The organism is uncultured Stenotrophomonas sp. (assembly GCF_945952405.1).
Taxonomy (GTDB): domain Bacteria; phylum Pseudomonadota; class Gammaproteobacteria; order Xanthomonadales; family Xanthomonadaceae; genus Stenotrophomonas.
Genome location: NZ_CAMFIA010000024.1, coordinates 24,743 through 44,032, shown reverse-complemented (window position 1 = coordinate 44,032; position 19,290 = coordinate 24,743). Strand labels below are relative to the sequence as shown.

Sequence of the window (19,290 nt, the reverse complement as noted above, 5' to 3'; positions counted from 1 at the left end):
TGCGCGCCCCGCCCGGCGTCCGTCCCGTTCAGGACCGGACGCCACTCTCAAATGATAACGGCTCGTATTTGCATTTGATACCCATTCTCTTGAATGGGCATGCAACAGTGGGTTCAGCGCGTTGCACGCAGCCCCAGCAGGCCGCGGCGCTTGAACCACCATTCCAGCGGCAGCGTAACCAGCGGCGGAATCGCCGCCAACAGGGCCAGGGCACTGGCCCACCACGGCCAGCGCAGGCGCACTGCCGCAAACAGCGTGACCGCCACATAGACCAGGAAGGCCACGCCGTGCAGCGGCCCGAACAGCTTGACCAGCGCCACGTTGGCCAGCGGGCCGTATTTCATCCACATGCCGATGAGCAGGCCAGCCCAGGTCACGGCTTCGATGAAGGCAACCACGGCGAACAGGCGTCCGCTCGGATGCAGGGGGGAAGATCGGGTCACGCAGGGCTCCGCCATCAGCAAATCAAATGCGAATGATACGCAGATGCGCAAAGCATGTGGCGTCGAGCCACGCCCGCCCCTGTGGCGGGTGCAGGGAATCAACAGCAGCCCCGCGGGGTGGGTCGCTACATGTGGCCGCTCGACACCCCCGGCAGGATCTGTTCGCCGATCTCGCGCAGCACGTCCTGCAGCGGTCGTCCGTTGTCGACCAGATTGAACATCACATGCGCCACGCCCTGCGCGTGAACCCGCAACAGATAGTCGCGCAGGCCGTCACGACCCACCTTCAGGCCCAGTGGCAGCGGCGCGGGCGGCGCCTGCGGGTCGGCCTGCAGGTCCAGCTGCATCGACTGCACGAACGGCTTGGTTGCCCCGCCCCGCTGCGCAAGCGCCTGCTGCCACAACCCGATACGCCCCTCCTGCGCGACCTCCTCGCGATGGTAGGTGGCCCACCCCTCGGCCTCGCGCGCGATCCACTGCAGGCTCTGCCGCGCCGTGCCCACCACCAGCATCGGGATGCGGCTGTCTGGCGGCGGCAGCACATCGAAGCCTCCGGTGGCCCGCCGCACCCTGGCCCGCTCATCGGCATCGGCTGACAACGCCGCGCGCAGCAGCGACCAGCGCTCGCGGAAGGTGGCCGCCCTGCCCTCCAGGTCCTCCCCGAATGCGGCGAACTCCTCTGGACGATCGCCCGAACCCAGGCCCAGCACGAAGCGTCCATCGCTGATCCGATCCAGGCTCAACGCGGACTTGGCCACCTGCAGCGGCTGGCGCAGCGGCAGCACGATGGCGGCACTGCCGACCGCGATGCGCGTGGTCGCCGCGGCCAGCATGCCCAGCCACAGGAACGGATCATCCAGTGCACTGGCGCTGGCATCCGGCCCCTGCGGCACCATCAGCGGCACATCGCGCGTCCATAGCGCGGCAAAGCCGAGATCGTCGGCCAGTCGCGCCATGCGGCGCGCCTGCTGTGGATCGGCCAGCCCCTGCGCCGCGACCGGCGTCATCAGGCCCAGGCTCAACCCCTGCGGCGGGAACAACCGCGCATGGGCGGGATTGAAATCACTCATGCCGCCAGCTTAGCGTGCACACATGCGGCAACGATGACGTGCCGTCCACCTCTGGAAGAACGCTGCATGCCAAAGATCCGCCCCGCCCGCATCGATGACCTGCCTGCAATCAGCGCGGTGTGCCTGGCGGCCTTCCATGCGGCCGTCGCCCCTTCGTTGAGCGCAAACGGCATCGCCACCTTCACCCGCGTTGCCGCGATCGATGCCTTCGGCGCGCGCCTGCAGGGCGACAACCTCATCCTGGTCGCCGAGCAGGACGCCCGCATCGTCGGCGTGGTCGAACTCAAGGAAGGCCGCCATCTGGCGATGCTGTTCGTCGATCCCGCCTGCCAGGGCCAGGGTATCGGCCATGCGCTGTTCGAGGCGGTGCTGCCTAAGGCGCGGGTGCCGATGCTGACCGTACGCGCCTCGCTCAATGCCGTACCGACCTACCTGCGCTACGGCTTCGTGCTGGACGGCGAGGTGGGTGAGTTCAACGGGCTGGTCTACCAGCAGATGGTGTGTACCACGCCGGCGTCGGTCGCCGCGGCCGCGGCCGCGCACTGATATCGGGCGCACATGCCGTGCAGCATGCCCGACATGAGCAAACTGAATCAGCAACCGCTCCAGCCCTTCCTACAATGCCCTGTCATCCTGCCCTTCGAGATGCTGCCGATGCGCGTCGCGCTTTCCGTGTTGCTGCTGGCTTCGGCGCTGAGCGCCTGCACCCCGGCTCCAGTCTCCACCGCCAACTCCGCCGAGGCACCCGCGCCGACCAAGGCCATCGCCTGGCGCCAGGGCGACGTCGATGACGCCTTCGCCGAAGCCGCTGACAGCGGCAAGCCGGTCCTACTGTACTGGGGTGCGGTCTGGTGCCCGCCATGCAACCAGCTCAAGGCTGGCCTGTTCAAGGACCCGGCCTTCATCGCATTGACCGGCAAATTCGTGCCGGTCTACCTGGATGGCGACGAAGAAGGTGCGCAGGCCTGGGGCGAGCGCTTCGGCGTTCGCGGCTACCCGACCCTGATCGTGCTGGACCCGCAGCGCCACGAGATCACCCGTGTGGCGGGAGGCAACGATGCAGCCGAATTGACCCGCGCACTGACCGTCGCCGCTGGCCGCCGCAGCGCGGTCGCCGCCACGCTGGCCACCGCACTGGCCACGCCGGGCAAGCTGACCGCCGAGGATTGGCAGGTGCTGGGCGACTACGGCTGGGAAGTGGATGCCAACCGCCTGGCCGGTGAGCGCGGCAGTGAAACCGTGCTGCGCCAGCTGTCCAAGGCCGCGCCGGACGCTGCCCTGCAACGCCGTTTCGCGCTGCTGGCCCTGGCCACCGCCGACACGCCCGGCGCCTCGCCCACCGAAGTGCGTGAGCTGCTGCAGGCGGTGCTGGCACAGCCTGCCGAGGTACGTCGCAACCGCGAACTGCTGGGCTACGCCGGCGCTGCACTGGTGAAGCAGGCCAGCGCAGGCCCGGCCACCTCCAACACGCTGGGCCAGCAGCTGCTGGTAGCCCTGGAACGCGCCGACGGCGAGCGTGGCGACCGTGCCGACGACGCCTTGTCGCGGGCGCTGACCGAGCTGTCGCTGGCCCGCCAGCAGCAACCACAGGGTGCGCTGCCACCCGCCCTGGTCGCCCGGGTCAAGCAGCGCGTGGCCGCCGCCGATGCGGCCGCCAGCGATGCACATGCGCGCCAGGCCACGATCAGCAGTGCCGCCTATGCGCTGCGCCAGGTCGGCGACGATGCCGCAGCCGAAACCCTGCTGCTGGCCGAGTTGAAGCGCAGCGAGCAGCCCTACTACTACATGCCCGAGCTGGCCGAACTGGCCGAGCAGCGCGGCGACAGCGCCGGTGCGCTGGAGTGGCTGAAGCGCGCCTACGATGGCGCGCAGGGCCCGGCCACCCGCGTGCAGTGGGGCGTGCTGTACGTGGAAGGCCTGCTGCGGCTGGCGCCGGACGATGCAGCGCGCATCGAGCAGGCCACCGCATCGCTGATCGCAGAACTGGATGCGCAACCCTCGGGCTACCACCAGCGCACGCGCCAGCGCTTCGAGCGGCTGGCCGGGCAGTTGAAGGCGTGGAGCGGCAAGCACCAGGGCGCGGAGACGCTGGCGCGGCTGCAGCAGCGGATGCAGCAGGCCTGCGGCGAGCAGGTCGACAGCGCGTGCAGGGATTGGTTGAGTTGAGACTGTTGTGAAAGCGCTGGCGGAATTCTGAAATGCCACGGCGCTTTTGTTGACAGGTGTGGGAGGAGGCGGGGGCCGCTGGTGAGGGTTCGAAAGGCAGGTCCTGGTAGTGCCGGCCGCTGGCCGGCAATCGCGGAAAGTCGGTTTGCCGGCCAGCGGCCGGCACTACCACGCACCCTGCCGCCGCTTGACCTCAACCAATGTTGAGGTGCGATAACGATCTCCCCACGGCCAGCCCACTGGCCTTCCCCACGGAGATTGCTTCGATGTCGTACTCGCTTCCCCCGCTCCCCTATGCCTATGACGCTCTCGAGCCGCATTTCGATGCGCGCACGATGGAGATCCACCACAGCAAGCATCATCAGGCCTACGTCAACAACCTCAATGCCGCCCTCGAGCAGGCTGGGCTGGCCGCGCAGCCGGTGGAAACACTGATTGCCCAGCTCGATGCGGTGCCCGAGGCGCAGCGCGGAGCGATCCGCAACAACGGTGGCGGCCACGCCAACCACAGCCTGTTCTGGACCGTGCTCAGCCCCACCGGTGGCGCCCCCGATGATGAGCTGGCCGCCGCGATCGACCGCGATCTGAGCGGTTTCGATGCCTTCAGGGAAGCCTTCAGCAAGGCCGCGCAGACCCGCTTCGGCAGCGGCTGGGCCTGGCTGACCAGCGACCGCGAGGGCCGCCTGCAGGTCGAAAGCAGCGCCAACCAGGACAGCCCCCTGATGGGTGCGGCGGCCGGACTGTCCGGCAACACCCCGATCCTCGCGCTGGATGTGTGGGAGCACGCCTACTACCTGCACTACCAGAACCGCCGCCCGGACTACATCGGCGCTTTCTTCAACATCATCAACTGGGCCGAGGTTGGCCGGCGCTATCGCCAGGCCAGGGCCTCATGAGCGGCGAGACACTGCCGTACGCCGGGCCGTGGGCGGGGGTCTTCCCCGCCCCGGCCCCGGTGCCGTCGGTCGCGATGCCGCCGCGCTCGCTGCGGCGGCTGCTCGGTCATTTCCCGACCGGGGTGGCCATCGTCTGCGCCCGCGATGGACAGGGCAACCCGGTCGGCCTGACCATCAACTCGTTCGTCCCGGTCTCGCTGCAACCGCCGCTGGTGCTGTGGAACCTCGCGCTGCACGCGCAGAGCCTGTCCGTGTTCCAGCGTGCCACCCGCTTCGCGATCAGCGTACTCGGTGCCGACCAGGAAGCACTGGCACGACGCTTCGCCGACCCGCAGGTACGCAACCGCTTCGACGGCCTGCCGCTGCTGGACGATGAGGACGGCGCTCCGCCCCGCATCGCCGGTGCGGTCGCGCATCTCACCTGCACGCGCCACGCACAGTGGCCAGTGGGCGATCACCTGTTGCTGGCCGGCCGCATCATCGAGGTCAACGAGAACGGCGGCGCGCCCCTGCTGTTCCACCGCGGCCGCTTGCAGCCGGGGCCGGCCGAACTGCTGGTGGAGGTGCGCCCATGAACATCGAAGCGCTGGAATGCATGCTTGCCAGCGGCAAGGACGGCGCGCTGCTGCGCTTTGGTCTCGGCAAGGGCTGGCTGGATGCCGGCAACCCGGTACGCGCGGCGACCCACCTCGGCCGCTGCGTGGTGCTCGATCCGCAGTACTCGGCAGCGTGGAAGCTGCTGGGCAAGGCCTGGCTGGCCAGTGGCCAGCCGCAGGCGGCGCGCGAGGCGTGGCAGCGCGGGTTGAGCGTGGCCGGCAGCAAGGGCGACCAGCAGGCGCGCAGGGAAATGCAGGTGTTCCTGCGCCGCCTGGACCGCGAACAGGCGGCGCTGGCGAAGGCGGGCTGAGTCGATCAGCCCGCGTTGGCCGAGGCCGGTGCGGACATGATGTCCGCCATCGGCAGGCGGCGCGGCTTGCTCGGGAAGGCATGGCGCAGGATGCGCCAGACCACCTGGCCGAACTGGCGCGGCAGCGAGCCGTTGTTGTAGTGCTGGCCGTAGCGGCGGCAGATGTCCTTCACTTCCTTGGCGATGGCCGCATAGCGGTTGGCCGGCAGGTCCGGATAGAAGTGATGCTCGATCTGGTGGCTGAGGTTGCCCGACAGTACGTTGATCAGGAAGCCACCACTGATATTGGACGAGCCGCGCAGCTGGCGCAGGTACCAGTGCCCGCGCGATTCATTGCGCAGGCATTCCTTCGGGAAAGTTTCCGATTCGGCGGTGAAATGGCCGCAGAAGATGATCACGTAGGTCCAGATGTTACGCAGGCCATTGGCGACCAGGTTGCCCAGCATCACGGTGAGGAAGAACGGACCGGCCAGCAGCGGGAAGAACACGTAGTCCTTCAGCACCTGGCGCAGCATCTTGCGCGCCACGGGACGGGTCTGCAGCCACATCGCGCGGCCACTCATGCGCCCCTTCAGCCAGCGGCCCAGGCGCAGGTCCTGCGCAGCCACGCCCCACTGGAACAGCAACGCGAAGATCGGCGCGATGATCGGCTGCAGCAGGTAGAACGGCTTCCAGCGCTGCTCCGGGAAAATGCGCAGCAGCCCATAGCCGATGTCATCGTCCATGCCCCGCACGTTGGTATAGGTGTGGTGGCGGAAATTGTGGGTCTTGCGCCAGTTGTCGGCCGTGGCAACGATGTCCCACTCGTAGGTATTGCCGTTGAGCTTGGGGTCGCCGGTCCAGTCGAACTGGCCGTGCATGACGTTGTGACCGAGCTCCATGTTCTCCAGGATCTTCGACAACGCCAGCAACAGGGTGCCGGTGATCGCGGCCGGCCACAGCAGCGGCATCCAGAACAGCGGCGAGAACGCGGCCAGGAACAGCAGGCCGCGCCCGCCCACGCCGAACCAGCGCACAGCGGCGGCCACGCGGCGGATGTAGCGGGTATCGGAGGCACCGAGGCTGCCGATCACACGGTCGCGGATCGCATCGAGTTCTTCGCCGAAGGCATGCATCTCGGCGGTGCTCAGGGCACGGTCGGTAGCGCGGGTCATGGCAACGGTCCTCAGAGATCCAAAGTCAGGTCGGTGGTCGGAGCGCTCACGCAGATCCGCACCGGCTGTGCCGATTCGGACTGCAGGTCGCCGGTGCGCAGGTGGCGGGTAGCGCCACTGACGCGGTCGCAGGAACAACTGTTGCAGATGCCCATGCGGCAGCCGTGCTTGGGCTTGATGCCGTGGGCTTCGAGGCTCTCCAGCAGCGAACGGCCGCGCGGCACGCTCAGCTGGCGGCCGCTGCGTGCCAGGGTCAGCGACACTTCGCCTTCGCTGCTGCCATCGCGGATCGGCGCCGGTGGTGTGAAGGCTTCGGCCTGGAAGCCGGCCACCTGGTGCGCCAGGCGCGCGCGCGCAGCGGCGACGAAGCCATCCGGGCCACAGGCCAGCACGTGGCGCTGCGCCAACGGCGTGTCATCGCCGGCGGCCTGCAGCGTGTGGTTGTCGATGCGCGCCGCAGGCACGTCACCTTCACGGGTGGTCAGCAGGTGCACGCGCAGGTTGGGATGGGCCGCGGCCAGAGCCTGCAGTTCATCACGGAACTGCAGGTGAGCAGCCGTGCGTTCCCAGTAGAACAGGTCCAGCGGCGCCGCCAGCGGGCGCTGGCAGGCCTCGCGCAACAGGCTGCGCATCGGCGTGATGCCACTGCCCGCCGCCAGCAGCAGCACGGGCGCCGCAACCGGCAGGTGGAACTCGCCAAAGGCGGCATCCAGACGGAACAACTCGCCGCGCCGTGCATGCTGGACCAGGTGCTGGCTGACCCGGCCACCCTCCACTGCCTTGACGGTAATCGCCAGCTCGCGCGGGCCCAGCACGGTGGGGCTGTAGCTGCGTTGCCACAGCCGCCCTTCGATCTCCACCCCGAGGGTGACGTGCTGGCCGGCGCGCATGCCGGACCAGTGCCGGTTGGTACGCAGCACCAGGGTCGCCGCGCCCTCGCCGGCCGGTTCACGCCGGAGCAGGCGGGCCACCGGCTCGCGCAGGGTCCACAGGGGATTGAGCTGGCCCGCCCAGAAATCGAACAGCGACGGCGAGACCCAGCGGTGTGGAGAGAACAGGGACGGACGGACGACAGCGCTCATGGGCGCACTATACGGGCGCACATACACCTGTGTATACATGTGTATATTGAACCGGATTGGGTATGATTCAGCCTCGCCCCACCGGAATCCTCATGGCCGCTGCCACCGTCTTGTCGACGCCCGAAGATGCCAACAGCCCGGCCCGCCGCACGGTGAGCCGCGAGGACCTGTTGGCCGCCGCCCTGAAACTGATCGGGCCACACCGCAGCCTGTCCACGCTCAGCCTGCGCGAAGTGGCACGCGAGGCCGGCATCGCGCCGAACAGCTTCTACCGGCAGTTCCGCGACATGGACGAACTGGCCGTGGCGCTGATCGATGCCGCCGGCCGCTCGCTGCGCACCATCATCGGCGAAGCCCGTCAGCGTGCCACCTCCACGGCCAGCAGCGTGGTCCGGGTGTCGGTGGAGACGTTCATGGAGCAGCTGCGCGCCGACGACAAGCTGCTGCACGTACTGCTGCGCGAAGGCGCGGTCGGCTCGGACGACTTCAAGCATGCGGTCGAGCGCGAGCTGCACTATTTCGAGGAAGAACTGCAGCACGACCTGGTGCGCCTGGCGGCGCTGGATGGTGCCGTGCTGCATGCCCCCGAACTGGTGGCCAAGGCCATCACCCGGCTGGTGTTCGCGATGGGTGCCACCGCCATGGACCTGCCGCCGGAGAAGGATCCGGAGCTGGTCGAACAGATCTCCACGATGATCCGCATGATCATCGTCGGCGCCCGCACCCCCGCCGCATTCCGCCGCGGCTGACGATCGCCCCGCAGGGGTCGGATCCCTTTCGGCAGGAAAGGGCTGTGACCCCGACTGCCTGCGCCACACGGCAACGCCATCCCCGGTGCATGACCACCGGCAGGGTTGCGACCCTTAATTGTAATGTTATAACACACGCATGATCTGACTGGACGGGCGCCCCACGCGGAATTGCTACGGCTTCGTTATATAGCACTTGCTATATTCATAAGCCACTGCTTTCATATGCATCAGCCAGGTCGCCCTCGCCGCCTTTTTTCCCCCAAGGACGACGCCCTCATGCGCTTTATCCCCCACCGCTTCCGCCGGTTGCCGCTGACCGCCACCCTTGCCATCGCCTTGCCGCTGCCTGCACTGGCCACCCCTCCGAAACCGACGGAACTGGACCGCGTGCAGGTCAAGGTGAGTACCGCCACCCGCAGCGAGCGCCTGCTGTCGGACGTCCCCATCCGCACCGAGGTATTGCGCAGGGAAGACATCGCACTGCGTGCCGCCACGGACTTTTCACGCGCGGCGGAGCTGATCAACGGCCTGCGCGTGGAAAGCAACTGCCAGAACTGCAACACCAGTGAGGTGCAGCTGCTGGGCCTGCCCGGTGCCTACAACCAGCTGCTGTTCGACGGCATCCCGCTGCTGTCCACGCTGGGCAGTGTGTATGGGCTGGAACAGATCCCGGCCGGCTTCGTCGACCGCATCGAAGTCGTCAAGGGAGGTGGCTCTGCGCTGTATGGCCCTGGCGCGGTCGCCGGCGTGATCAACCTGATTCCGCCTCTGCCGGCGCGCAGCGGCGGCCATGTGCAGGCCGGCGTGGACGTGCTGAAGGGCACGCCGCAGAAGAATGCCGACGTGCGCCTGGACCTGGTCGGCCAGGATGCGGACGCGGGGCTGTCGGTGATCGCACAACGCAACTGGAACAGCGGCATCGACTACAACGGCGATGGCTACACCGAGATCACCCGCAAGAACCTCAAGGTCGGCGGCGTGCAGGCCTGGTACGCCCCGACCCCGGGCACCCGGCTGCGCCTGGACCTGCAGGTGACCGATGAAACCCGCCGCGGCGGCAATCGCCTGGACCAGCCCGAGTACCTGGCCAACATTGCCGAATCACTGGACACGAAGTATCGCCGTGGCAGCGTGTCGTGGGACCAGGAGGTCAATGCGGACGTCGACTTCCGTCTCGCCTATGCCTTCGCCGACATCGATCGCGACAGCTTCTATGGTGGCCTCGGCGATGTGGTCACCGATCCGTCCGCGCCCGGCTATGACCCGTCGCAGCTGGACCGCAACGTGGCTGGCAGCGCGGCCGCGCGTTCCTGGCGGCAGTACGGCCGCACCCGCAACCCGCTGCACTACATCGACAGCCAGTTGAACTGGCGGCTGGGCGCGCACGCGCTCGCCTTCGGCGTGCAGTACAAGCACGAGGCGCTGCGCGACGACAACCGCAATGGCGCCGGCCAGCGCCTCGCGGTGCTGGAGGACGCCACCTTCCACACGCTCGGCGCGTTCATCCAGGACGAGTGGAGCCTGCGCGACAGCGTGGACCTGGTGCTCGGCGCGCGCGTCGACAAGAGTTCGGAGCTGGACAACGCCGTGTTCTCGCCGCGCATCGCGCTGGCCTGGCAGGCCAGCCCGAACCTGAAGTGGCGGGCCGGCATCGCCACCGGCTTCCGCGCACCGGAGATCTTCGTCGAGGACGTGCACGTCGATACGCTCGGCGGCGAGCAGGTGCGCGTGCGCAACACCACCGGCCTGAAGGAGGAACGCGCGTTGACCACGCTGTTCGGCTTCGACTGGCGCTCGGACCCGGCCAATCCGGTCTGGAGCTGGGACGCTACCGCCTCGTACGCCCGCATCCGCGACACCTTCGCACTGGGCGAGATCCAGCGTGGCGATGACGGCCAGCTCAGCCAGCTGCGCTACAACGCCTCCGGTTCGAATGTGTTGGGCATGGAAACCAACCTCGGCTGGCAGCCATCACCGCAGTGGCGCCTGTCGGCCGGGGCTTCGTGGTACCGCTCGCGCTTCCGCGAGCCACAGCGCATCTTCGACGACCGCGGCGACGGCGGCGACACCGTCATCGAAAGCCGCGACTACCTGAAGACGCCGCGCTGGACCGGCCTGGCCCAGCTCAGCTGGCTGCCGGCCGAACCGTGGGAAACCTTCGTGGCGTTGCGCCACACCGGGTCGATGCCGGTGCTGAACAATCGCCTGGGCGAGCTGCACCGTACCCGCGCCTTCCTGGTTACCGATCTCGGTGCGCGCTGGCATCGTCACTTCGGTGCGCAGGCGCAACAGGAGGTCTCGGTGGCTGCAGGCGTGAAGAATGTCTTCGACCAGCGCCAGAAGGATCTGGAAGTCGGTGCACTGCGCGACAGCGACTATGTCTACGGGCCGCGCTTCGCACGCTCCTGGTACGTCAATCTCCGCTATGCGTTCTGAACGGCTGCCGCGCCTGTTGATGGCCGCCGCCCTGCTGCTGGCCGCCCCGGCAATGGCCGCGGACCTGCACGCACAGGTTTCCGCCTCGCTGATGCGGCCCGGGCCACGCAGCCTGCTGCCGGTGCAGTGGTCGCCGCCACCGCCCCTGCTGGCGCTGTACTTCGGCGCCGACTGGTGTGCGCCATGCCACGCCTTCGTGCCGACCCTGCGCAGCGTGCGCGACGCGCTGCGCCAGGCCGGCGCCGACACCGAAGTGGTGTACGTCAGCCTTGACCCGGGCGACGCCGCGCTGCGCCGCTACATGCAGCTGCAGGAGATGCCGTGGCCGGTGCTGGATCCGCGCCGCGCCGCACGCATGCCGGCGCTGCGGGCCCTGGCCGGGCTGGGCCCACCCAACCTGGTGCTGATCGATGCCGAGGGCACGGTGCTGGCCAACGGCTGGCATGGCCGCCGCTACGAAGGCCTGCAGCCGGTGCTGAAGGAATGGCAGGCCCGCGCCTGCGCGCAGCCGCAGGCGCGCTGCCCGTCGGGGCTGTAGAACAGCCGCCAAGCAGGCAGCTTCCGCAGTAGATCCACGCCATGCGTGGATGCCTTTGCAGCGTCAAGCCCTGCTCGACTCGTTACCCTGCCTCGCCAACAGCAACACGCAAACCGCGACTCAACCGCCCTCGGCCTTGCGCACGAACGCCTCGAACAACGCCAGCGTCTGCTCGCTTACATGGTGCTCGATGCCTTCGGCGTCGCGCCGTGCGGTATCCGCATCCACCCCCAGCGCCAGCAGGAAGCGCTCCACCGTCTGGTGCCGCTGGCGGCTGGCATGCGCCAGGGCCTCACCCTCCGGAGTCAGGAACACGCCACGGTACGGGCGCTGCACGACCCAGCCATCACGGGCCAGGCGCCGCAGCATCTTCGCCACGGTCGGCTGGGCCACGCCCAGGCGGGTGGCGATGTCGACCTGGCGGGCCTCACCGCCATCGGCCAGCAGGTCCGAGATCAGCTCGACATAGTCCTCCACCAGCTCCATGCGGTGCGCCTCGCGCACCTGCCGGAAGCTCTCGACCTGGCGCTCGGCCTCGATCAAGGGGGTGTTTTTCAGCGATGTCGAATCGTCGGTCCTGCCCACGCCTGCGCCTGTCCTTCCGGTGTGATCCGGGGTTGAACCTGAATTCTGGACCAGTAACGCGATAAAGACGATTGTTTCACATTGCTAATGACTATAGCAGGAGCTATATTCGGACCCATGAACACCCTCGCGCCCCGCGACCCCTCGGCCTCCCCTGCGGCCAGCCTGGGCGCGCTCAACGCCTCGGTCGCGGTGCCCGACAAGGGCCACTGGTGGTTCCGCCTGCTGGCCTTCCTCGGCCCCGGCTACATGATCTCGGTCGGCTACATGGATCCAGGCAACTGGGCCACTGACCTCGCCGGCGGTTCGCGCTTCGGCTACCTGCTGCTGTCGGTCATCCTCGTTTCCAACCTGATGGCGGTGATCCTGCAGGCGCTGTCGGCGCGGCTGGGCATCGCCACCGGCATGGACCTGGCCCAGGCCTGCCGCGCGCGCTATCCGAAGCCGGTAAACCTGGCGCTGTGGGCGCTGTGCGAGGCGGCGATCATTGCCTGCGACCTCGCCGAGGTGATCGGCACCGCGATCGCCCTGAAGCTGCTGTTCGACCTGCCCCTGCTGTGGGGCGCGGTGATCACCGCGCTGGATACGCTGCTGGTGCTGCTGCTGATGAACCGTGGCTTCCGTGCGCTGGAAGCCTTCGTGATCGCGCTGCTGATGGTGATCTTCGCCTGCTTCGTGGTGCAGATCGCGATGGCCGCGCCGCCGCTGATGGCGGTGCTGGGTGGGTTCATTCCGCGCGCGCAGGTGGTGACCGACCCGCACGCGCTGTACATCGCGATCGGCATCATCGGTGCCACGGTGATGCCGCACAACCTGTACCTGCATTCGTCCATCGTGCAGACCCGCGCCTACCCGCGTACCGATGAAGGCCGCCGCAGCGCGCTGCGCTGGGCGGTGACCGACAGCACCATCGCCTTGACCCTGGCACTGTTCATCAACGCCAGCATCCTGATCCTGGCGGCCGCGGTGTTCCACGCCAATGGCCGCTTCGACGTGGAAGACATCGAGCAGGCCCACCAGCTGCTGGCGCCGATGCTGGGCGTGGGCGCGGCGGCGACGCTGTTCGCGGTCGCGCTGCTGGCCTCCGGCCTGAATTCGACAGTGACCGCCACCCTGGCCGGCCAGATCGTGATGGAGGGGTTCCTGCACCTGCGCCTGCCGCCGTGGCTGCGACGCCTGCTGACGCGGGCGCTGGCGATCATCCCGGTGGTGGTGGTCATCGTGATGTTCGGCGACCAGGGCGCGGTGAGGCTGCTGGTCCTCAGCCAGGTCGTGCTGTCGATGCAGCTGCCGTTCGCGATCATCCCGCTGGTGCGCATCGTGACCGACAGGATGACGATGGGCGCGCTGGTTGCACCGCGCTGGCTGGGCGCGCTCGCCTGGGTGATCGCCCTGGTGATCGTGGTCTTGAACGTGAAGCTGCTGGTGGACACCTTTACCGGCACCTGACCCAGTAGATCCACGCCATGCGTGGATGTCTCTATGCACCACGCGAACGGCAGCCGGGCATCGGCTCGGCGCTACAGAAGGTGCAGCGCGATCGCCGCTTCGATCTGCTGCGGCGACTGGAACCCCGCCAGGCGGGTCCGCTCGTCGCCGTCACGGAACAGCGAGAGCGTCGGCGTCTGGCGCAGCCCCAGTTCCCTGAAGAACGCTTCACCCAGCACTTCCAGCTGCACGCGCAGCAGGGTCGTGCCCTGCCCCGCCACGCTGGTGGCCACGCGATGCAGCGACATCTCCAGCATCCGGCAACCCGGACACTGCTCCTTGTGGAAATCCACCAGCACCCGCGGGTGCTGGGCCAGCAACTGCTGGAACTGCTCAGGCGTGGTGGCGTCGATGATCTGCATCGATACTGCTCCAGTAATGGGCCAGGACCGCATCGGTCCAGGCCTCGATGGCCGCGGCATGGCGTTCGCCATGCGGCATCTGTTCGATCTCCAGCGGCGGGTAGCCGCTGTGGAAATAGCGGATCAACCGGTGCACGGCTCCGCAGTAGTATTCCTGGCCCCACTGCGTCTCGCCGGTGCCGAACACCGCCAGCTGGCGCGGCCGCTCGCCACGCTCGGCGGTGCCGGCGACCCACCGCTTCATCTCCGCAGGCGTGCGCCCGGCGTTGTCGGTCCAGCAGCCCAGCAGCACCAGGTCCGCCTGGTCCGCCGCCAACGCTGGCGCCTGGCGCAGGTCATCGGCCTCCTGCCAGTGCACCGCATGCCCTGCGGCGCGCAGGCGCTCGGCAATCTGCCGGCCGAGCTCGCGGGTGTTGCCGCTCAATGACGCCACCACCAGCAGGATGCCCAGGGCCGCGCCGGGTTCAGAGATCGTCGAAGCCGTTGTCGACGTTGGTCTTCTTGTAACTTGCATTGCGCATCTCGAAGAAGTCGGTCTTGGTCTCGGTGAAGTTGTCGGCGTAGGCCTTGATCCACGGCATCACGTTGTCGGTGGTGTCGCTGTACAGGCGCTCGATGCCGAGCATGCCGGCCATCTTGTTGGCGCGGTACTTCACGTAGCGCACCATCTCGTCGACGTCGATGCCGTCGATGCCATCCAGCACTTCCGACGACCATTGCGTCTCCAGCTCGATGGCGTGCTCGAACGCACCGTGCACGTAGGCCGTCAGCTCGTTGGTCTGCAGCTCCGGGTTCTCGCCGACGATGGCGCGGATCACCTCGCTGATGAACTTGGTGTGGGCCAGCTCGTCGCGGTTGATGAAGCTGATGATCTTGCCGGTGCCGGTCATGCGGTTCTGCCGTACCAGGTTGTAGAAGTAGGCGAATCCGGAATAGAAGTTGATGCCCTCCAGGATCGAGGACTGGATCAACGACTTCAGCAGGGTCTCGGCGGTCTTCTCGCGCATGAAGTCGTCGTACGCGCCCATGATCGGCGCATTGCGCTTGATGATGGTCGGATGGGTGCGGGCCAGCTCGAACACCCGGTTCTGGTTCGGCAGGTCGGTGATCGAGGCCAGCACATAGCTGTAGCTTTCGTTGTGGATCACCTCCTGCTGGCCGATGATCGCCGCATTGGCATGCGCGGCCGGGTCGGTGATGTACTCGGCCACGTTGTAGATGAAGCGGGTCTGCGGCGAATCCAGGGTGGCGAGCAGGCCGATGATCGAGTCATAGGCGTTTTTTTCGCGGCCGGAAAGCTCGCCGTACTGGCGCGCATCCGCCTTCATGTCGACTTCGTCGGGAATCCAGAAGTTGGTCGACAGTTCCTTGTAGGCCCGATAGAACGATGGGTACGGAATGTCATTCCAGTTCAGGATGCCGCTGGTGCGGCCGTTGATGATGCCGGTGCTGCGGTTGGGATGGCGCGGTTCGAGGATCTTGATGCGGTCAAGCGGGGTTGCCATGGTCTTCTGCCCTTGTCCAAATCTCTGCCAGGTTGCCGGCCAGCGGCCGGCACTACCCTTGATTGCGGGTGACGATCAGCTGGCGCACCACTCGCATTCGCTGATGTCGATATCGTTGGAACGCACGTAGTAGGTGGTTTTCAGGCCTTCGCGCCATGCGCTCAGATGCAGCTCCAGCAGCGTGCTGGCGCGGATCGTGCTGGGCACGTAGAGGTTGAAGCTGATCGACTGGTCCACGTGGCGCTGGCGGCGTGCGTTCTGGCGCACGCTGGCGAACTGGTCGACCTTGTAGGCGCCCTTCTCGTAGTACGGCCAGGTCTCCAGCGACAGGCCCGGCGCCGCCACCGGCCGCCGGAAGTCCTTCTTCTCCTCGTAGTAGAACGCGCTGTAGATCGGGTCGATCGATGCAGTGGAGCCGGCAATCTGCGCTGTGCTCATGTTCGGCGCCACTGCCAGCAGCCAGCCATTGCGCAGGCCGTGCGTGGCCACCTCGCCGGCCAGGCTGTCCCAGGCCGCGCCGCCATAGTCGCGATCACGGAAATAGCGGCCGTTGTGCCAGTCACTGCCGGCGAACATCGGGTAGCTGCCCTTCTCCCTGGCCAACTGCGCACTGGCCTGGATGGTCAGGAAGTTGATGCGCTCGTACAGGCGATCGGCCAGCTGCTCGGCCTCCACCGATTCCCACTGGATCGACTGCTGGGCCAGCAGGTGGTGCCAGCCGAACGTGCCCAGGCCGATCGCGCGGTACTTGCGATTGGTGATCGTGGCCTGCGGCACCGGCAGGGCATTGAGGTCGATCACGTTGTCGAGCATGCGCACCTGGATCGGAATCAGGCGCTCCAGCACATCGGTGGCCAGCAGATCATCCGGTGCACTGATCGCACGGCCCAGGTTGATCGAAGACAGGTTGCAGACCACGAAGTCGCCGGCGCGGCGGGTGGTGACGATCTGGTCGCCACTGACGATCTCCTGGATCAGCCGCGTCGGGCTCATGTTCTGCAGGATCTCGGTGCACAGGTTGCTGGAATAGACCATGCCCGCATGCTTGTTCGGATTCTTCCGGTTTACCTCGTCGCGGTAGAACAGGAATGGATTGCCGGTCTCCAGCTGGCTGAGCATGATCCGCTTGAACAGATCGATGGCCTTCACCGTGCGCCGGCTGATGCGCTCATCGGCGACCAGTTCGGCGTAGCGGTCACGGAAACTGCCCACGCCGCGCTTCTCGTCATAGAAGTCCTGCAGGTACCAGCCCTTGGCCTGCTTCACCTCGTGCGGATCGAACAGGTACCAGTCGGCGCGGCGCTCGACCGCCTCCATGAACAGGTCCGGCACGCACACCGAAGTGAACACATCGTGCGCGCGCAGTCGCTGGTCACCATTGTTCAGGCGCAGGTCGAGGAAGGCTTCAATGTCGCGGTGCCAGATATCGAGGTACACCGCCACCGCCCCCTTGCGTTGGCCAAGCTGGTCAACCGACACCGCGGTGTTGTTGAGTTGCTTGATCCACGGCACCACGCCACCGGAGGAGTTGGGTACGCCGCGGATCGGCGCACCACTGCTGCGCACATAGCCCAGATAGGCGCCGACACCTCCCCCGTGCTTGGAAACCCGGGCGATATCGGTGTTGGAGTCATAGATGCCCTGCAGGCTGTCGTCCACCGTATCGATGAAGCAGCTGGACAGCTGGCCCCCGACCTTGCCGGCATTGGCCAGGGTTGGGGTAGCCACGGTCATGTACAGGTTGGACAACGCCCAGTAGGCCTCGCCGACCAGTTGCATGCGCCGCACGCGGCCGCTCTCGCCTGGCCCGCCTTCTTCCTGCATCAGGTACAGCGCGATGGTCAGCCAGCGCTCCTGCGGCAGCTCATAGACTTCGCGGCTGCGGTCGCTGGCCAGGTAGCGCGTGGCCAGCAGGTACAGGCCGTTGTAGGCGAACAGACGATCCCGATCCGGGTCGATCATCTCGCCGGCCTGCTGCAGTTCCTCCTTGGAATAGCAGCGCAGGATGTCGTTGCTGTAGACGCCGCGGTCGGCCAGGCTTTCCTGCAGGCCCACGTAGGAGCCGTACTTCAGGCTGACATCGTAGAAGCGGTTGCGGCTGGCACGCTTGTACAGCCGACGCAGGTAGATGCGCGCGGCAAACTGCTCCCACTCCGGCGCGACCAGGTCCACGCGCGATTCCGCCTCGCGGATCAGCAGGTCGACCAGATCATCGGCACTGAGGCTGGGCTTGCGCTCGACCATCGCCTGCACCACGCGGCGGTAGTCGCTCACATCCAGCTGCGGGAACTCGGCATGCACGGCGTCGACGCTGCGCTGCAGGCGCTCGGCGTCGAACGGCAGGCGGCGGTTGCCCGCTTCCTTGGTGATCCAGGTTGGCACGCGCTCGCCAGCGGCGCGCAACGCGTCGCCGGCGCCAGCCGGATCGGCCGCGCGGTAGGGGTTGTCGGTCATGGTCCTGCGTCTCCAGGCTCGCACGCACGGCGGCGTCGATGCCATGGCAGCCCTGCACGCGATACCGGCGCACGGGGCGGTCGGGGTGGGATGCCAGCGCGCGGGAACACCAGGTCGTCGGCAACTGCCTGCGCCTGCGGCCGGTATCCGGGCCGTGGGGGCGACCTGTGTCCGCACGATGGCGGCCGCGTCGACACGGCAAGCCTTCAGGGGCGGGCCGCGGGACGTTTGCTGCATGTCCGGCGGCGGCGGCTGACCGGGAGTGACGGCCACAACATAGTGGGGATCGAATGGTCCGTCAACACAAGATGCGGGAATCACTTCATGCCGCGACGATCAGTCGCAGGATGCCGTGTTGCAGTGCTGCCGCCTTGTCGACACCGCGCCCGCCCCCAGTTCGGTACAACATCAACTTTCCCCGGAACACCGCCCATGCGCGCTGCCCAGTACGCCTCCTTCGGCGATCCCGCCGACGTCCTCGCCGTTGCCGATGCAACCCTGCCCGAACCCGGCCCGGGCGAAGTGCGCATCCGCACCGTACTGGCCTCGATCCACAACCACGACCTGCTGACCGTGCGTGGGCTGTACGGCTACAAGCCGGTGCTGCCGGCAACCGGCGGCAGCGAAGCGCTGGGCGTGGTCGATGCACTCGGCAAAGGGGTCGAGGGCCTGCAGATCGGCCAGCGGGTTGCCGCTGCCTCGGTGCACGGCACCTGGGCCGAAGCCTTCATCGCACCGGCGCGCATGGTGATCCCCATGCCGGCGTCGATCCCCGACGAAACCGCCGCGCAGCTGATCGCCATGCCGCTGAGTGCGCTGATGCTGCTGGAGTTCCTGCACGTCGAGCCGGGCCAGTGGATCGTGCAGAACACCGCCAATGGGGCGGTAGGCAAGTCGCTGGCGATGCTGGCGCGGGCGCGTGGCGTGCATGTAGCCAACCTGGTGCGCAATGCCGATGCGGTCGCGCAACTGCAGGCGCTGGGTATCGACCACGTGTTCGACACGTCGCTGGACGGCTGGAAGGAGCGCGTGCGCGCCGCCACCGGCAAAGCCCAGGCGGCCGCGGCGGTGGATTCGATCGGCGGTGATGCCAGCGGCGACCTGGTCGACCTGCTCGGCCACCACGGCACCCTGGTGTCGTTCGGCGTGATGAGCGGCGAACCGATGCGCATTCCGGCCGGCGGGCTGATCTACAAGGAAGCAACGGTGAAGGGCTTCTGGGGCAGCAAGGTCAGCCAGGCGATGGCGGTGGAGGACAAGCGCCGGCTGGTCGGTGAACTGCTGAAGCGCGCCTCCGATGGCGAACTGACCCTGCCGGTGGAACAGGTCTTCGCACTGGACGACATCGCCCTGGCCGCAAAGGCCGGCGCGGGTTCGGGCCGCAACGGCAAGGTTCTTGTGCGGGCTTGATGGGCTGGAAGGCCTTCCTGTAGAGCCGCGCCATGCTCGGCT

Annotated in this window: 19 protein-coding genes; 10 read left to right on the top strand and 9 right to left on the bottom strand. The window is 67.4% G+C overall.

The annotated features are described in order from the left end of the window. Positions 1-113: 113 nt before the first annotated feature. Together Q0P60_RS18300 and Q0P60_RS18295 are read right to left on the bottom strand one after the other, a co-directional pair. The gene (locus Q0P60_RS18300; protein ID WP_294996872.1) at positions 114-458 is read right to left on the bottom strand and encodes a DUF3817 domain-containing protein; all 345 of its coding nucleotides are present in this window, start codon (positions 456-458) and stop codon (positions 114-116) included. Between the two features lie 110 nt (positions 459-568). Next, positions 569-1,513: a TIGR03571 family LLM class oxidoreductase gene (locus Q0P60_RS18295; protein WP_294996870.1), complete on the bottom strand. Its 945-nt coding sequence runs from the start codon at positions 1,511-1,513 to the stop codon at positions 569-571. A gap of 66 nt (positions 1,514-1,579) precedes the next feature. Between Q0P60_RS18295 and Q0P60_RS18290 the strand changes: the two genes are divergently transcribed. From Q0P60_RS18290 to Q0P60_RS18270, 5 genes are all read left to right on the top strand, one after another. Beyond that, on the top strand, positions 1,580-2,059 hold the full coding sequence (locus Q0P60_RS18290) for a GNAT family N-acetyltransferase (RefSeq protein ID WP_294996868.1): 480 nt from the start codon (positions 1,580-1,582) through the stop codon (positions 2,057-2,059). Positions 2,060-2,158: 99 nt separating this feature from the next. Further along, complete coding sequence (locus Q0P60_RS18285) at positions 2,159-3,679, top strand: thioredoxin family protein (RefSeq protein ID WP_294996890.1); 1,521 nt, start codon at positions 2,159-2,161, stop codon at positions 3,677-3,679. A 266-nt stretch (positions 3,680-3,945) separates the two neighbouring features. Continuing rightward, positions 3,946-4,575, top strand: coding sequence for a superoxide dismutase (locus Q0P60_RS18280; protein WP_294996866.1), 630 nt, complete (start codon positions 3,946-3,948; stop codon positions 4,573-4,575). Beyond that, positions 4,572-5,150: a flavin reductase family protein gene (locus Q0P60_RS18275; RefSeq protein ID WP_294996864.1), complete on the top strand. Its 579-nt coding sequence runs from the start codon at positions 4,572-4,574 to the stop codon at positions 5,148-5,150. The genes Q0P60_RS18280 and Q0P60_RS18275 overlap by 4 nt, the downstream gene beginning before the upstream one ends. Continuing rightward, positions 5,147-5,482, top strand: a complete 336-nt coding sequence (locus tag Q0P60_RS18270; protein WP_294996863.1) for a tetratricopeptide repeat protein — start codon at positions 5,147-5,149, stop codon at positions 5,480-5,482. The genes Q0P60_RS18275 and Q0P60_RS18270 overlap by 4 nt, the downstream gene beginning before the upstream one ends. Positions 5,483-5,487: 5 nt before the next feature. Here the strand turns inward: Q0P60_RS18270 and Q0P60_RS18265 are convergent, their stop codons facing one another. Together Q0P60_RS18265 and Q0P60_RS18260 are read right to left on the bottom strand one after the other, a co-directional pair. Further along, positions 5,488-6,636, bottom strand: a complete 1,149-nt coding sequence (locus tag Q0P60_RS18265) for an acyl-CoA desaturase (RefSeq protein WP_294996861.1) — start codon at positions 6,634-6,636, stop codon at positions 5,488-5,490. A gap of 11 nt (positions 6,637-6,647) precedes the next feature. Then, positions 6,648-7,718 (bottom strand): ferredoxin reductase, encoded by a 1,071-nt coding sequence (locus Q0P60_RS18260; protein ID WP_294996859.1) that lies wholly within the window; start codon positions 7,716-7,718, stop codon positions 6,648-6,650. 92 nt (positions 7,719-7,810) lie between these two features. Here Q0P60_RS18260 and fabR point away from each other — a divergent pair, with 92 nt between their 5' ends. The 3 genes from fabR to Q0P60_RS18245 all read left to right on the top strand — a co-directional run bounded on the left by fabR (position 7,811) and on the right by Q0P60_RS18245 (position 11,444). Next, on the top strand, positions 7,811-8,467 hold the full coding sequence (fabR, locus tag Q0P60_RS18255; protein ID WP_294996857.1) for an HTH-type transcriptional repressor FabR: 657 nt from the start codon (positions 7,811-7,813) through the stop codon (positions 8,465-8,467). Between the two features lie 279 nt (positions 8,468-8,746). Beyond that, complete coding sequence (locus Q0P60_RS18250) at positions 8,747-10,906, top strand: TonB-dependent receptor (protein WP_294996855.1); 2,160 nt, start codon at positions 8,747-8,749, stop codon at positions 10,904-10,906. Further along, positions 10,896-11,444 carry a thioredoxin-like domain-containing protein gene (locus tag Q0P60_RS18245; RefSeq protein WP_294996854.1) on the top strand — a complete coding sequence of 183 codons (549 nt, stop codon included), beginning with the start codon at positions 10,896-10,898 and terminating at the stop codon, positions 11,442-11,444. Before Q0P60_RS18250 ends, Q0P60_RS18245 begins: the two co-directional genes overlap by 11 nt. Positions 11,445-11,564: 120 nt before the next feature. On the opposite strand, the gene mntR is transcribed toward Q0P60_RS18245, so the two are convergent. Continuing rightward, a complete protein-coding gene (mntR, locus tag Q0P60_RS18240) occupies positions 11,565-12,029 on the bottom strand; it encodes a manganese-binding transcriptional regulator MntR (RefSeq protein WP_294996852.1) in 465 nt (154 codons plus the stop codon). Positions 12,030-12,146: 117 nt separating this feature from the next. Between mntR and Q0P60_RS18235 the strand changes: the two genes are divergently transcribed. Continuing rightward, on the top strand, positions 12,147-13,478 hold the full coding sequence (locus tag Q0P60_RS18235; RefSeq protein ID WP_294996850.1) for an Nramp family divalent metal transporter: 1,332 nt from the start codon (positions 12,147-12,149) through the stop codon (positions 13,476-13,478). A gap of 71 nt (positions 13,479-13,549) precedes the next feature. Here Q0P60_RS18235 and Q0P60_RS18230 read toward each other — a convergent pair whose 3' ends face one another. The 4 genes from Q0P60_RS18230 to Q0P60_RS18215 form a co-directional block, all read right to left on the bottom strand. Beyond that, positions 13,550-13,879: a thioredoxin family protein gene (locus Q0P60_RS18230; RefSeq protein WP_294996848.1), complete on the bottom strand. Its 330-nt coding sequence runs from the start codon at positions 13,877-13,879 to the stop codon at positions 13,550-13,552. Beyond that, positions 13,851-14,330 carry a flavodoxin gene (locus Q0P60_RS18225; RefSeq protein WP_294996888.1) on the bottom strand — a complete coding sequence of 160 codons (480 nt, stop codon included), beginning with the start codon at positions 14,328-14,330 and terminating at the stop codon, positions 13,851-13,853. The genes Q0P60_RS18230 and Q0P60_RS18225 overlap by 29 nt, the downstream gene beginning before the upstream one ends. Positions 14,331-14,343: 13 nt before the next feature. Next, a complete protein-coding gene (locus tag Q0P60_RS18220; protein ID WP_294996846.1) occupies positions 14,344-15,384 on the bottom strand; it encodes a ribonucleotide-diphosphate reductase subunit beta in 1,041 nt (346 codons plus the stop codon). 75 nt (positions 15,385-15,459) lie between these two features. Next, positions 15,460-17,838: a ribonucleoside-diphosphate reductase subunit alpha gene (locus Q0P60_RS18215; RefSeq protein WP_294996844.1), complete on the bottom strand. Its 2,379-nt coding sequence runs from the start codon at positions 17,836-17,838 to the stop codon at positions 15,460-15,462. Between the two features lie 432 nt (positions 17,839-18,270). Between Q0P60_RS18215 and Q0P60_RS18210 the strand changes: the two genes are divergently transcribed. Continuing rightward, positions 18,271-19,248 (top strand): zinc-binding dehydrogenase, encoded by a 978-nt coding sequence (locus Q0P60_RS18210; RefSeq protein WP_294996842.1) that lies wholly within the window; start codon positions 18,271-18,273, stop codon positions 19,246-19,248. Positions 19,249-19,290 lie beyond the last annotated feature (42 nt).